At 69.4% G+C, this 13,610-nt stretch carries 9 protein-coding genes; all 9 read right to left on the bottom strand.

Going from position 1 to position 13,610, the window contains the following annotated elements:
• Positions 1 to 64: 64 nt before the first annotated feature.
• The 9 genes from tpiA to uvrB all read right to left on the bottom strand — a co-directional run bounded on the left by tpiA (position 65) and on the right by uvrB (position 13,534).
• Positions 65 to 844, bottom strand: a complete 780-nt coding sequence (tpiA, locus tag DEJ06_RS09190; protein WP_111031855.1) for a triose-phosphate isomerase — start codon at positions 842 to 844, stop codon at positions 65 to 67.
• Entirely contained in the window at positions 841 to 2,058 is a 1,218-nt protein-coding gene (locus DEJ06_RS09185) for a phosphoglycerate kinase (protein WP_111039100.1), read from the bottom strand. Before DEJ06_RS09185 ends, tpiA begins: the two co-directional genes overlap by 4 nt.
• A gap of 3 nt (positions 2,059 to 2,061) precedes the next feature.
• On the bottom strand, positions 2,062 to 3,066 hold the full coding sequence (gap, locus tag DEJ06_RS09180; protein ID WP_017887253.1) for a type I glyceraldehyde-3-phosphate dehydrogenase: 1,005 nt from the start codon (positions 3,064 to 3,066) through the stop codon (positions 2,062 to 2,064).
• A gap of 269 nt (positions 3,067 to 3,335) precedes the next feature.
• Positions 3,336 to 4,316 carry a DNA-binding protein WhiA gene (gene whiA, locus DEJ06_RS09175; protein WP_027465690.1) on the bottom strand — a complete coding sequence of 327 codons (981 nt, stop codon included), beginning with the start codon at positions 4,314 to 4,316 and terminating at the stop codon, positions 3,336 to 3,338.
• Between the two features lie 75 nt (positions 4,317 to 4,391).
• A complete protein-coding gene (rapZ, locus tag DEJ06_RS09170; protein WP_027465691.1) occupies positions 4,392 to 5,291 on the bottom strand; it encodes an RNase adapter RapZ in 900 nt (299 codons plus the stop codon).
• A gap of 103 nt (positions 5,292 to 5,394) precedes the next feature.
• On the bottom strand, positions 5,395 to 7,449 hold the full coding sequence (gene uvrC / locus DEJ06_RS09165) for an excinuclease ABC subunit UvrC (RefSeq protein WP_111039099.1): 2,055 nt from the start codon (positions 7,447 to 7,449) through the stop codon (positions 5,395 to 5,397).
• Positions 7,450 to 10,506 carry an excinuclease ABC subunit UvrA gene (gene uvrA, locus DEJ06_RS09160; RefSeq protein WP_258372416.1) on the bottom strand — a complete coding sequence of 1,019 codons (3,057 nt, stop codon included), beginning with the start codon at positions 10,504 to 10,506 and terminating at the stop codon, positions 7,450 to 7,452.
• 48 nt (positions 10,507 to 10,554) lie between these two features.
• On the bottom strand, positions 10,555 to 11,472 hold the full coding sequence (locus DEJ06_RS09155; protein ID WP_111039098.1) for an SDR family NAD(P)-dependent oxidoreductase: 918 nt from the start codon (positions 11,470 to 11,472) through the stop codon (positions 10,555 to 10,557).
• Positions 11,462 to 13,534, bottom strand: a complete 2,073-nt coding sequence (gene uvrB, locus DEJ06_RS09150; protein WP_071403981.1) for an excinuclease ABC subunit UvrB — start codon at positions 13,532 to 13,534, stop codon at positions 11,462 to 11,464. The genes DEJ06_RS09155 and uvrB overlap by 11 nt, the downstream gene beginning before the upstream one ends.
• Positions 13,535 to 13,610 lie beyond the last annotated feature (76 nt).

The raw sequence follows: 13,610 nt of genomic DNA, 5'->3' as shown, positions 1-13,610 counted from the left end.
GCGGAGCACGGCCGGTACCTGGACGGGAGTGGTGCGGACGACTGCCCGCGACGACGCCTGTGGACTACAGCCCGACGTGCTGACGGAACCGGGCGATGGCCGCGAACTCCTGCACGTCGAGCGAAGCGCCACCGACGAGCGCGCCGTCGATGTCGGGCTCGCGGAGGAACCCCGCGATGTTGCCCGACTTGACCGAGCCGCCGTAGAGCACTCGGGTGTCGGCAGCAGCCTGGTCGCCCCAGGCTGCGGCGATGCCACGACGGATGGCCGCGCACTCGTCCTGCGCCTGCTCGGCCGTGGCGGCCTGGCCGGAGCCGATGGCCCAGACGGGCTCGTACGCCACGACGATGTCGGCGGGCTTGACCGCGTCGAGCACGACGCGGAGCTGCTCGACCGGCACGACACCGGCGCCGCGCTCCTCGCGCTGCTCGCCGGTCTCGCCGACGCACACCACGGGGACGAGGCCGTGCTTGACGGCCGCTGCGGTCTTCGCCGCGACGACCTCGTCGGTCTCGCCGTGCAGCGTGCGCCGCTCGGAGTGGCCGACGATGACGTACTGGGCGTCGAGTGCGGCGAGGAACGCGCCGGAGACGTCACCGGTGTAGGCACCGGAGTCGAACTGCGACAGGTCCTGCGCACCGAAGTGGATCGGCAGCTTGTCGGCCGAGATGAGCGTCTGCACGCTCCGCAGGTCGGTGAACGGCGGGAACACCGCGACCTCGACGTCGTCGAAGTCGTGCCGGGCGTCCTTGAGCGTCCACGCGAGCTTCTGCACGGTGGCGATGGCCTGGAGGTGGTCCAGGTTCATCTTCCAGTTGCCCGCGATCAACGGCGTGCGGCTCATGCGGTCCACCCCAGTGCTTCGAGACCGGGCAGCGACTTGCCCTCGAGGAACTCGAGGCTCGCACCGCCACCGGTCGAGATGTGGCCGAACTGGTCGTCCGAGAACCCGAGCGACCGCACGGCGGCAGCGGAGTCGCCACCACCGACGACGCCGAGGCCGTCGACCTCGGTGAGCGCCTGCGCGACGGTCTTCGTGCCGGCGGCGAAGGCCGGGAACTCGAACACGCCCATCGGGCCGTTCCAGAACACGGTCTTCGAACCCGAGACGGCCGAGGCGAACCGCGCAGCGGTCTCCGGGCCGATGTCGAGGCCGATGCCGTCCGTACCGAACGACGAGGACTCGATGGCGTCGGCCGCCACGGTCTCGTGGTCGGCGTCGGCCGCGAAGGCGGAGGCCACCACGACGTCGGTCGGCAGGTCGATGGTGACACCGAGCTCCTTCGCCCGCGAGAGGTACTCGCGGACGACGTCGAGCTGGTCCGCCTCGAGCAGCGACTTCGCGACCCCGTGGCCCTGGGCCGCGAGGAACGTGAAGAGCATGCCGCCACCGATGCAGAGGGTGTCGACCTTCGGCAGGATGTGGTCGATGACACCGAGCTTGTCGCTGACCTTCGACCCGCCGAGCACGACCGTGTACGGCCGCTCCGGCGAGGTGGTCAGACGCTCGAGCACGCGCAGCTCGGTCTCGATCAGCGAACCGGCTGCACTGGGCAGTGCGGACGCGAGCTCGTATACCGAGGCCTGCTTGCGGTGCACGACACCGAAGCCGTCGGAGACGAAGGCATCACCGAGGGCGGCGATGCGGTCCGCGAAGGCACCGCGCTCGGCGGCGTCCTTCGAGGTCTCCTCCGGGTTGAAGCGGAGGTTCTCGAGCAGCAGGACGTCGCCGTCCTCGAGGGCCTCGGCCGCGGCGGTCGCTTCGTCGCCGACGGTCTCGCCGACGAACGTGACCTCTTTGCCGAGCAGCTCGGAGAGCCGCTGGGCCACCGGTGCGAGCGAGAACTCGGGCTTGGGCTCCCCGTCGGGGCGGCCCAGGTGCGAGATCACGATGACGCGTGCGCCGGCGTTGACGAGGGTGTTCAGCGTGGTCAGCGAGGCACGGACGCGGCCGTCGTCCGTGATCGTGCCGTCCTTGAGCGGGACGTTCAGGTCACAGCGGACGACGACGCGTTTGCCGGCGAGGTCGCCGAGGTCCTCGAGGGTGCGGAGGGCCATGTGTTACAGACGCTCGCCGACGTACTCGGTGAGGTCGACGAGGCGGTTCGAGTAGCCCCACTCGTTGTCGTACCACGAGGTGATCTTCACGAGGCCGCCGATGACCTTGGTCAGGCCGGAGTCGTAGATCGAGGAGTGCGGGTCCGTGGTGATGTCGGTCGACACCAGCGGGTCCTCGCTGTAGAGCAGGATGCCCTTGAGGGGGCCTTCTGCGGCCTCCTTGTAGGCAGCGTTGATCTCGTCGACGGTGACCTCGGACTTGGTCTCGAGGGTGAGGTCGGTGATCGAGCCGGTGGGGACCGGGACGCGCAGCGCGAAGCCGTCGAGCTTGCCGGCGAGCTCCGGCATGACCTGACCGATGGCCTTGGCGGCACCGGTCGAGGTCGGGACGATGTTCAGCGCGGCGGCACGGGCACGACGGGGGTCCTTGTGCGGGCCGTCCTGCAGGTTCTGGTCGGCGGTGTAGGCGTGCACCGTCGTCATCAGGCCACGCTCGATGCCGAACTTGTCGTGGAACACCTTGGCGAGCGGCGCGAGGCTGTTCGTGGTGCAGGACGCGTTCGAGATGATGTGGTGGTTCGCCGCGTCGTACTGGTCCTCGTTCACGCCGAGCACGATGGTGACGTCGTCACCCGAGGCCGGGGCGGAGATGATGACCTTCTTGGCGCCGGCGTCGATGTGCTTCTGCGCATCGGCGGCCTTGGTGAAGAACCCGGTCGACTCGATGACGATGTCGACACCCAGCTCGCCCCAGGGCAGGTTGGCGGGGTCGCGCTCGGCGAGGACCTTGATGGCCTTGCCGTCGACGACGATGTTGTCGCCGTCGAGCTCGACGGAGACGCCGAGACGGCCCGTGATGGAGTCGAACTTCAGCAGGTTGGCGAGCGACGCGTTGTCGGTGAGGTCGTTCACCGCCACGATCTCGAGGTCGGAGCCCTTCGCGAGGGCGGCCCGGAAGAAGTTACGGCCGATGCGGCCGAAGCCGTTGATACCGATCTTGACGGTCAATGGATCTCCTGGTGAGTGTGGAGCGCCCAGGGGGCGCTGCTTTCGGGAGTCGCGCACCCTGGCGGGCCCGCGTGTGGTGGACGATACGCCCCGTAACGTCGCCGTAACGACCCTAGCAGTCGGACACTGCGTGCCCGAGCGGGATGACGGTCCGTCCGGACGGTCGCCGACCGGGCCGGGAACGGGTCCGAGAACGGGCCGGAGAACGGACGGGAGGCGCGGTGCCAGCTGGCACCGCGCCTCCCGTCCGTGGGGTCGACAGACCGCTCTCAGGCCCCTTCGAGCTCCTCGGGAACGCTCGCTTCGGTGCCCGGGATGCCGAGGTCGGAGGCCCGCTTGTCGGCCATCGCCAGCAGGCGCCGGATGCGGCCGGCGATGGCGTCCTTGGTCATGGGCGGGTCCGCGTGCTGGCCGAGCTCGTCGAGCGACGCGTCGCGGTGCTGCAGGCGCAGCGTGCCGGCGTACTGCAGGTGGTCGGGGACCTCGTCGCCGAGGATCTCGAGCGCACGCTCGACCCGGGCGCAGGCGGCCACGGCGGCCTGCGCGGAACGGCGGAGGTTCGCGTCGTCGAAGTTGACCAGGCGGTTCGCGGTCGCGCGGACCTCGCGGCGCTGGCGCATCTCCTCCCAGTCGGCGGTGGTGCGCGCTGCGCCCATGACGGTCAGCATCTGACCGATGGCCTCGCCGTCGCGGATGACGACGCGGTGCACCCCGCGGACCTCGCGGCCCTTCGCGGCGACCCCGAGACGCGAGGCGGCACCGACGAGGGCCATCGCGGCCTCGTTGCCGGGGCAGGTGACCTCGAGCGCTGCGGCCCGACCCGGGTCGGTCAGGGTGCCGGAGGCGAGGAAGGCGCCGCGCCAGATGGCAGCGAGGTCCTCACGGTTGCCCGTGGTGAGGCGGTTCGGCAGCCCGCGGACGGGACGACGACGGGCGTCCATCAGGCCGGTCTGGCGGGCGAGGGTCTCCCCCGCCTCGAGCACGCGGACCAGGTAGCGGGTCCCGCGGCGGGCGGACGCGGACGAGCCCACCGACGCCTCGCTGCGCACGCCGTAGAGCTCGGCGAGGTCCTTGCGGACCCGGTGCACGATGATCCGGGTGTCGAGCTCGACCTCGACCGCGATGCGGCCCGAGATGACGTGCAGACCACCAGCGAACCGGAGGATCGTGGCCAGTTCGGCGGCGCGGACCGTGTTGCGGTTCACGGCGACCCTGGCCAGTTCGTCCTTGACCTCGGCAGTCAACGGCACAGCATCATTCCTAACGTTCGTTCAGTGGTTCCCGCAGATCCGGCGGCACGGGCGTGGGAGCGGCCGGAGGGACGGTCACTCCCGGCCGAGATCTCGGTTCTTCACACGCACGGCGACGCCAGGCATCCCGCGGAGGAGGTTCGCCAACTCGGCGACGATGGCGACCGAGCGGTGCTTCCCGCCGGTACAGCCGATGGCGATCGTAGCGTGTCTTTTGTTCTCGCGCTGGTACCCCTCGAACACCGGCTCGAGGACGGAGGCGTAGCGATCGACGAACGGACGGGCTCCGGCCTGGGCCAGCACGTAGTCCGAGACCGGCTGGTCCAGCCCGGTGTGGGGCCGCAGTTCCGGCACCCAGTAAGGGTTCGGGAGGAACCGCACGTCGGCCACCATGTCGGCGTCGGCGGGCAGACCGTACTTGAACCCGAAGCTCATCAGCGTGACCTGTACACCCACGAAGTGCTCGTCGGCGAAGTGCTCGATCACGGTGTTGGCGAGCTGGTGGATGTTGAGGTCGGAGGTGTCGATCACCACGTCGGACGCCTCGCGCAGGCCGGCGAGACGCGCCCGTTCGCGGGCGATGCCGTCGAGCAGGGTGTCCTCGCCCTGGAGCGGGTGGGGTCGGCGGACCTGCTCGAAGCGCCGGACCAGCACGGCGTCGGTGGCTTCGAGGAACAGCACCCGGACCCGCGCGGAGGTGCTCGAGCGGACCTGCTCGACCGCGTGCTCGGGGTCGGTGAAGAACCGCCCGCCGCGGACGTCGACCACCGTGGCGATCTTCGGGATCTTCTCCCCCGCGCGGTCGGCCAGTTCGGTCAGCGGGGCCAGCATCTGCGTGGGCAGGTTGTCGACGACGTACCAGCCCAGGTCTTCGAGGGCCTTGCCGACGGTGGACCGCCCGGCCCCGGACATGCCGGTGACGATGAGGATGTCGTGCTGCGACGCGTGGGTGGTCGCGGTGGCGCTGTCGGTCATCTGGGAGTGGGCTCCGTCGTGGCGGCCCGGGCGCGTCGCCCGGGGAGGTCTCGGCTGCCGGACCAGGCTACCGCCCGGTGGCGGCCGGGAGGCGCGGGGTTCGTCACGACGGTCGCTGCGGACCGTCGCTGGTCACCTCGGGGACCCGCACCGGGCCTCCCGGGTGGGTGGCGGTCTGCTGGGTGGCTGCGTTCTCGGTCACGGTGTCCGCGATCGCGTCGGCGTCCGGTTCGGGGGCGCTGGACGCGCTCGTCGCCGGCGCGCTCGTCGGCGTCTGGGCCAGCTTCGAGACCACCGCAGCAGCAGTCGCCGGACCGATGCCGTTCACCTCACCGATGTCCTCGGCCGTGGCTTCACGCAGCCGGGCGACCGAGCCGAAGTGCTTCAGCAGGGCGTTGACGCGACTCGGGCCGAGACCGGGGATCTCGGACAGCCGCGACCGCACGTCGCGCTTCCGCTTGCTGCGCTGGTGGGTGATCGCGAACCGGTGCGCCTCGTCGCGGATGCGCTGGATGAGGAAGAGCGCCTCGGAGTTGCGGGGCAGGATGACCGGGAAGTCGTCGTCGGGGAGCCAGAGCTCCTCGAGCCGCTTGGCGATGCCGACCAGAGCGATGTCGTGCACGCCGGCTTCGTCCATCGCGCGCTTCGCGGCCTGCACCTGGGGCTGGCCGCCGTCGACGATGAGCAGCTGCGGCCGGTAGGCGAACCGCTTCGTCGGCTTCGACCCCTCGACGACCTCGTCGGTCGTGACGTCGGGGACGTCCGGCAGCTCGGCGTCCTCGTCCAGCCGCGCCAGGCGCCGCGAGAGCACCTGGTACATGCTGTCGGTGTCGTCGGTGGTCTCGGCGATCGAGTACCGGCGGTACTGGTCCTTGCGCGGCAGGCCGTCCTCGAACACCACCATCGACGCGACGACGTTCGTGCCCTGCAGGTGCGAGATGTCGTAGCACTCCATGCGGAGCGGCGCCTCGGTCATGCCGAGGGCGTCCTGGATGTCGGCCAGTGCCGCGGCCCGGGTGGTGTAGTCGGCTGAACGCTTGGTCTTGTAGAGCATGAGCGCCTGCCCGGCGTTCTGCGCGGCCGTCCGGGCGAGCCCGGCGCGATCGCCGCGCTGTGCCGTACTGAGCTTCGTGCCGCGCCCGTTCCGGCGCTTGCTGAGCCACTCCTGGAGCGCGTCGGCGTCCTCGGGCAGCTCGGGGACGACGACCTCGCGCGGGGGCTCGTCGGTGACGTAGACGCCCTGCACGATCTGCTCGACGAGGTCGCCGGTGGCGATGTCGAGCTCCTTGTCGACGACCCAGCCGCGGACACCGCGGATGCGGCCGCCACGGACGGAGAACAGCTGCACGGCCGCGGCGAGCTCGTCCTCCGCGATGCCGAACAGGTCGAGGTCGACCGAGTCGCGGAGCACCACGGCGGACTTCTCGAGCACGGCTTCGAGCGCCTCGACCTGGTCGCGGTACTTCGCGGCCTGCTCGTACTGCATCGCGTCGGCGGAGGCCCCCATGCGCTGCCGGAGTTCGGTGATGACCCGACGGTCGTAGGAGTTCATGAAGCGCACGAACTCCTCGACGAGCGCGCGGTGCTCCTCGATCGTGACCTTCTGCGAGCACGGGCCACCGCACTTGCCGATCTGCCCCGGGAAGCACGGACGGCCCGTCTGCATCGCCTTCTTGTACGACGAGTCCGAGCACGTGCGGATCGGGAAGACCTTGATCATCAGGTCGATGGTGTCGTGCACCGCCCAGATCTTCGGGTACGGACCGAAGTACTTCGCGCCCTTGATCTTGCGGTTGCGCGTCACCATCACCCGCGGCGCTTCGTCACCCAGGGTGACCGCCATGTACGGGTACGACTTGTCGTCGCGGAACTTGACGTTGAACGGCGGGTCGAACTCCTTGATCCAGGTGTACTCCAGCTGGAGCGCCTCGATCTCGGAGCCGACCGTCGTCCACTCGACACTGCGTGCCGTGAGGACCATGCGCCGCGTGCGCTCGTGCAGCGTCGGCAGCGGCGCGAAGTAGTTGCTCAGCCGGGCGCGGAGGTTCTTCGCCTTGCCGACGTAGAGCACCCGACCGGCTTCGTCACGCCATCGGTAGACGCCCGGGTCGGTCGGGATCTCTCCCGCCTTCGGACGCCACGGGACGGTGTCCGCCACCTACCGAGCACCCGCCTTCTGCTTGCTCGCCTGCTTGGTCGCGCCCTGCTGCTTGCCGCCCTGCTGCTTCTGGGTGGCCTGGCGTGCGCCGACCGCCTGCTGCTTGCCGACCCGGGCGTCCTGCGCGTCGAAGATCTCGCGCAGGAAGACACCGGTGTGGCTCTCCGGCACGGTCGCCACGTGCTCCGGGGTACCCGTCGCCAGGACCGTGCCACCACCGGAACCGCCCTCGGGTCCCATGTCGATCAGCCAGTCGGCGGACTTGATGACGTCGAGGTTGTGCTCGATCGTGATGACGGTGTTGCCCTTGTCGACCAGGCTCTGCAGCACGAGGAGCAGCTTGCGGACGTCCTCGAAGTGCAGACCGGTCGTCGGCTCGTCGAGCACGTAGACCGTGCGGCCGTTCGAGCGACGCTGCAGCTCGGTGGCGAGCTTGACGCGCTGCGCCTCGCCGCCGGAGAGCGTGGTCGCGCTCTGGCCGAGGCGCACGTAGCCGAGGCCCACGTCGACCAGGGTCGCCATGTAGCGGTGGATCGCCGAGATCGGCTCGAAGAACTCGGCCGCCTCGCTGATCGGCATGTCGAGGACCTCGGAGATGTTCTTGCCCTTGTAGTGCACCTGGAGCGTCTCGCGGTTGTAGCGCGCACCACCGCAGACCTCGCACGCGACGTAGACGTCGGGCAGGAAGTTCATCTCGATCTTGATCGTGCCGTCGCCCGCGCAGTTCTCGCAGCGGCCGCCCTTGACGTTGAAGCTGAAGCGGCCCGGCTGGTAGCCGCGGGTCTTCGCCTCTTGCGTCTCGGCGAACAGCTGGCGGATGCGGTCGAACACGCCCGTGTAGGTCGCCGGGTTCGAGCGCGGGGTGCGACCGATCGGTGCCTGGTCGACGTGCACGACCTTGTCGAGCTGGTCGAGGCCCTTCACCCGGGTGTGCTTGCCCGCGATGTGCCGGGCGCCGTTGAGCTGGTTGGCGAGCACCTTGTACAGGATGTCGTTCACCAGCGTCGACTTGCCGGACCCGCTGACGCCCGTCACCGCGGTGAACACACCGAGGGGGAAGTCCGCGTCGATCGACTTGAGGTTGTTCGCGCGGGCGCCCTGCACGGTGATGGCGCGCTTCAGGTTGACCTTGCGACGCTCGGCCGGCACCTCGATCGCGCGTCGGCCGGCGAGGTAGTCACCGGTGATCGACTCGCGGTTCTCGATGATGCCCTCGTACGAACCGGAGTGCACGACGTTGCCGCCGTTCACACCGGCACCGGGGCCGATGTCGACGACCCAGTCGGCCGTGCGGATCGTGTCCTCGTCGTGCTCGACGACGATGAGCGTGTTGCCGAGGTCCTTGAGCTTGACCAGGGTGTCGATGAGTCGTCGGTTGTCGCGCTGGTGCAGGCCGATGCTCGGCTCGTCGAGTACGTACAGCACGCCCGTCAGCCCGGAGCCGATCTGCGTCGCCAGGCGGATGCGCTGCGCCTCACCGCCGGAGAGACCACCGGCACCACGTGCCAGCGTGAGGTAGTTCAGGCCGACCTCGAGCAGGAACTCGAGGCGTGCGCGGATCTCGCGGAGGACCGCGGCGGCGATGTGCGCTTCGCGGTCGGTCAGCGTCAGCTCGTCCATGAACGAGTACGCGTTGTCGAGCGACATGTCGGTGACGTCCGCGATGCTGCGGTCGTTGACCGTCACCGCGAGCACCTCGGGCTTGAGGCGGGTTCCCTCGCACACCGGGCACGGGACCTCGCGCAGGTACCCCTGGAAGCGCTGCCGCTGCGAGTCCGACTCGGCCTCGGCGAACTTGCGCTCGATGTAGGGCATGACGCCTTCGAACCCGCTCGTGTACCGCATCTCGCGGCCGAAGCGGTTGCGCCAGGAGACCGACACCTGGAAGTCCTTGCCGGTCAGGATCGACGCCTGCACCGCGGGGTCGAGCTGGTTCCACGGGGTGTCGAGCGAGAAGCCGAGCTCCTTGCCGAGGCCGCCGAGCAGCTTCTCGAAGTAGGAGTACAGCCCGCTCGTCCCGGTCCAGGGCAGCAGGACGCCGTCCCGCAACGAGGCCTCGGGGTCGCCGAGCACCAGGTCGGGGTCGACCGACATGCGGGTGCCGAGTCCGGAGCACTCGGGGCAGGCACCGAACGGCGCGTTGAACGAGAACGTGCGCGGCTCGATCTCGGTGAGTGCGAGCGGGTGGTTGTTCGGGCACGAGAGGTTCTCGGAGTAGTTCCGGACCGCTCCGGGCCCCTCGTGGTCCACCAGGTCGATGCCGACGGTGCCGTCGGTCAGGCGCAGGGCGGTCTCGAGCGAGTCGGTGAGACGACCGAGGATGTCGTCGCTCGCCACCAGGCGGTCGACGATGACCGAGATGTCGTGCTTGACCTGCTTCTTGAGCTTGGGCGGGTCGCTGAGCTGGATGCGCTCCCCGTCCACGATCGCGCGGGCGTAGCCGGACGCCGCGAGCTCCTGGAAGAGGTCGACGAATTCGCCCTTCTTCTTCGAGATCACGGGTGCGAGGACCTGGAAGCGGGTACCGGTCTCGAACTGCATGAGCTGGTCGGCGATCTGCTGCACGGTCTGCTTGCTGATCACCTCGCCACACGTCGGGCAGTGCGGGACCCCGATGCGCGCCCAGAGCAGACGCATGTAGTCGTAGACCTCGGTGATCGTGCCGACGGTCGACCGCGGGTTGCGGTTGGTCGACTTCTGGTCGATCGACACCGCCGGCGAGAGCCCCTCGATGAAGTCGACGTCGGGGCGGTCGACCTGGCCGAGGAACTGGCGCGCGTAGGCGGACAGCGACTCGACGTAGCGGCGCTGCCCCTCGGCGAAGATCGTGTCGAACGCCAGCGAGGACTTGCCCGAGCCGGACAGGCCGGTGAACACGACGAGCGAGTCGCGCGGGATCTCGAGGTCGACGTCACGGAGGTTGTGCACGCGCGCGCCACGCACGCTGAGCGTGGAGGTGCTGTGCGGAGCGGTCCCGCCGGGGATGTGGAGGTCAGCGGGCTCGCCGAAGGCGTTCCGGCCCGACGTCGAGGTACCGGGGTCAGAGGTGATGGTCATCGTCGTCGATTCTACGAAGCGGCACCGACATTCGGCCGGGATGGAGGGTCAGACGAGTGCGTCGAGAGCGAACGCGACACCGGATGTACGCTCGCTCGCCGCCCAGAGCTGCGCTGCGACGGTGCGGTCGTGCGCCCGAGGTTCGGCCGCGACCACCGTGGCCGGGCCCCGGAGCTGCATCCAGCCTGCCGGGCCCCAGTACTCCCCCGAGTGCACGTCAGGACCGACGGCCGCGTGCACGAGCGGCTGGGCGCCGACGTCCTTGCCCTGGGCGACGATGCGCTGCGCCGGGCGGATCCACTCGGGTTCGGCTCTGGTCGGGCTGACGTCGGGACGGCCCGGCGACAGGCGGTCGAGCGACAGGCCGGGGTGCGCGACGACGCTCGACACGGACGATCCCGAGTCGGCCAGTCGCTCGGCGAGCTCGAAGCCGAACAGCATCACGGCGAGCTTGCTCCTGGCGTACTGGCGGTGGCTCGAGTACCGGCCGACGCCGAGCGGATCGGGCGCATCGAGCTGGGCGAATCGGTGGGCGATCGACCCGAGGTGCACGACCCGGCCGGCTCGTCGTTCGAGCAGGGGCAGGACCCGGGCGGTCCACGCGAAGTGCCCGAGGTGGTTCGTACCGATCTGCAGTTCGGTGCCCTGTGCCGTGCTCCCCCGCGTCGACGCCCCGACGACCCCGGCGTTGTTCACGACCGCGTCGACGCCGTCGGGTTCCAGCGCGGCGAGTTCGTCGGCAGCGGCACTGACCGAGTCGAGGTCGGCGAGGTCGAGGTGGACGTGGGCGAGCGAGGCCCCGTCGACGTGCCGACGGATGCTGCGCTCGGCGGCGTCCGCCCGGCCGCGGTCGCGCGTCGCCAGCACCACACGGTGCCCCGCCGCGGCGAGCTGCTCGGCGGCGTGGTACCCGAGCCCGGCGCTCGCACCGGTGACGACGACCGTGCGGGCGCCGTCAGCTGACATGTCCGGCCGACTCCATCTGGCGCAGGGCCTTCTTCAGGTCCTGCACCTCGTCGCGCAGTCGCGCCGCGAGTTCGAACTTCAGCTCCGCCGCCGCCTGCAGCATCTGGTCGTTCAGGTCGGCGATGGTGGCACCGAGCTGCGTCGCACCCTCGCCCGCGATGCCGCCGCGCTTGAGGTTCGGCGTGGGCGACCGACGGCCGTCGGTGCCGGGGCGACCCTGCAGGAGCGCCTTCGTGTCGTCGTTCTCGCGCTGCAGGACCTCGGTGATGTCCGCGATCTTCTTGCGCAGCGGCTGGGGGTCGATGCCGCGCTCCAGGTTGTAGGCGACCTGCTTCTCACGACGGCGATCGGTCTCCTCGATCGCGGTCTTCATCGAGTCGGTCATCTTGTCGGCGTACATGAGCACCTGGCCCGACACGTTGCGGGCAGCGCGACCGATCGTCTGGATGAGCGACGTCGACGAACGGAGGAAGCCTTCCTTGTCGGCGTCGAGGATCGCGACGAGCGACACCTCGGGCAGGTCGAGGCCCTCGCGCAGCAGGTTGATGCCGACGAGCACGTCGTAGACGCCCTGCCGCAGCTCGGTCAGCAGCTCGACGCGCTTCAGGGTGTCGACGTCGGAGTGCAGGTAGCGGACGCGGACACCGGCGTTCCCGAGGAAGTCCGTGAGTTCCTCCGCCATGCGCTTGGTCAGCGTGGTGACGAGGACGCGCTCGTCCTTCTCGACCCGTTGCTTGATCTCCTCGAGCAGGTCGTCGATCTGGCCGTCGCTCGGCTTGACCACGATCTCGGGGTCGATCAGGCCGGTCGGGCGGATGATCTGCTCGACCACGCTGTCGGTGACCCCGAGCTCGTAGCGCCCCGGGGTGGCCGACAGGTAGACCTTCTGCCCGACGCGCTCGAGGAACTCCTCCCACTTCAGCGGGCGGTTGTCCATCGCGCTCGGCAGGCGGAACCCGTGCTCGACGAGGGTGCGCTTGCGCGAGGCGTCACCCTCGTACATCGCGCCGATCTGCGGCACGGTGACGTGCGACTCGTCGATGACGATGAGGAAGTCGTCGGGGAAGTAGTCGATGAGGCAGTGCGGCGCTTCGCCCGGACCACGGCCGTCCATGTGCCGCGAGTAGTTCTCGATGCCCGAGCAGAACCCGATCTGCTCCATCATCTCGATGTCGAACGTGGTGCGCATCCGGAGGCGCTGGGCCTCGAGCAGCTTGCCCTGGCCCTCGAGCTCGGCGAGCCGTTCCGCGAGTTCTTCCTTGATGGAGGCGATCGCGCGGTGCATCACGTCGGTGTCCGCGACGTAGTGCGAGGCCGGGAAGATCGACACCGCGGGCAGGTCGTCGATGACGTTGCCGGTGAGCGGGTGCAGCGAGGAGAGCGCTTCGATCTCGTCACCGAACATCTCGATGCGGATCGCGTGCTCTTCGTACATCGGGATGATCTCGATGGTGTCGCCGCGCACCCGGAACGTGCCCCGGGCGAAGTCGACGTCGTTGCGCTGGTACTGCATGGCGACGAACTTGCGGACGAGCTGGTCGCGGGAGATCGTCTGGCCCACGTGGAGCGCGACCGATGCGTTCATGTACTGCTCGGGGGTGCCGAGACCGTAGATGCAGGAGACGGTGGACACCACCACGGTGTCGCGACGGCTGAGCAGCGAGTTCGTCGTGGAGTGCCGGAGTCGTTCGACCTCGGCGTTGACGGAGGAGTCCTTCTCGATGAAGGTGTCCGTCTGCGGGACGTACGCCTCGGGCTGGTAGTAGTCGTAGTACGAGACGAAGTACTCGACCGCGTTGTTCGGCATCAGGCTGCGGAACTCGTTGGCGAGCTGCGCCGCGAGGGTCTTGTTGTGCGCGAGCACGAGTGTCGGCCGCTGCACCTGCTCGATGAGCCACGCGGTCGTCGCCGACTTGCCGGTACCGGTCGCGCCCAGCAGCACGACGTCGGTCTCACCGGCGTTGATCCGCCCGGCGAGTTCCGCGATGGCCGCGGGCTGGTCGCCACTCGGCGAGTACTCGCTGATGACCTCGAACGGACGCACCGCTCGGGTCGGTTCGATCGCAACACCCATGGGGACAACGGTAGTCGGCACCCCTGACACCGAGGGCCCCTGCTCGCCCTCGGCGTACTGTCCG

Origin of the sequence: Curtobacterium sp. MCLR17_051 (assembly GCF_003234395.1) — a bacterium.
Taxonomy (GTDB): domain Bacteria; phylum Actinomycetota; class Actinomycetes; order Actinomycetales; family Microbacteriaceae; genus Curtobacterium; species Curtobacterium flaccumfaciens.
Note: the sequence above shows the minus strand (reverse complement) of the source record. Positions and strands in the feature narration are given on the sequence as shown.

What these genes read in the sequence shown, in the direction of transcription:
- tpiA (WP_111031855.1), bottom strand. Translation starts at nt 844, where the DNA reads ATGAGCCGCACGCCGTTGATCGCGGGCAACTGGAAGATGAACCTGGAC.
- DEJ06_RS09185 (WP_111039100.1), bottom strand. Translation starts at nt 2,058, where the DNA reads ATGGCCCTCCGCACCCTCGAGGACCTCGGCGACCTCGCCGGCAAACGC.
- rapZ (WP_027465691.1), bottom strand. Translation starts at nt 5,291, where the DNA reads ATGACCGACAGCGCCACCGCGACCACCCACGCGTCGCAGCACGACATC.
- uvrA (WP_258372416.1), bottom strand. Translation starts at nt 10,506, where the DNA reads ATGACCATCACCTCTGACCCCGGTACCTCGACGTCGGGCCGGAACGCC.
- DEJ06_RS09155 (WP_111039098.1), bottom strand. Translation starts at nt 11,472, where the DNA reads ATGTCAGCTGACGGCGCCCGCACGGTCGTCGTCACCGGTGCGAGCGCC.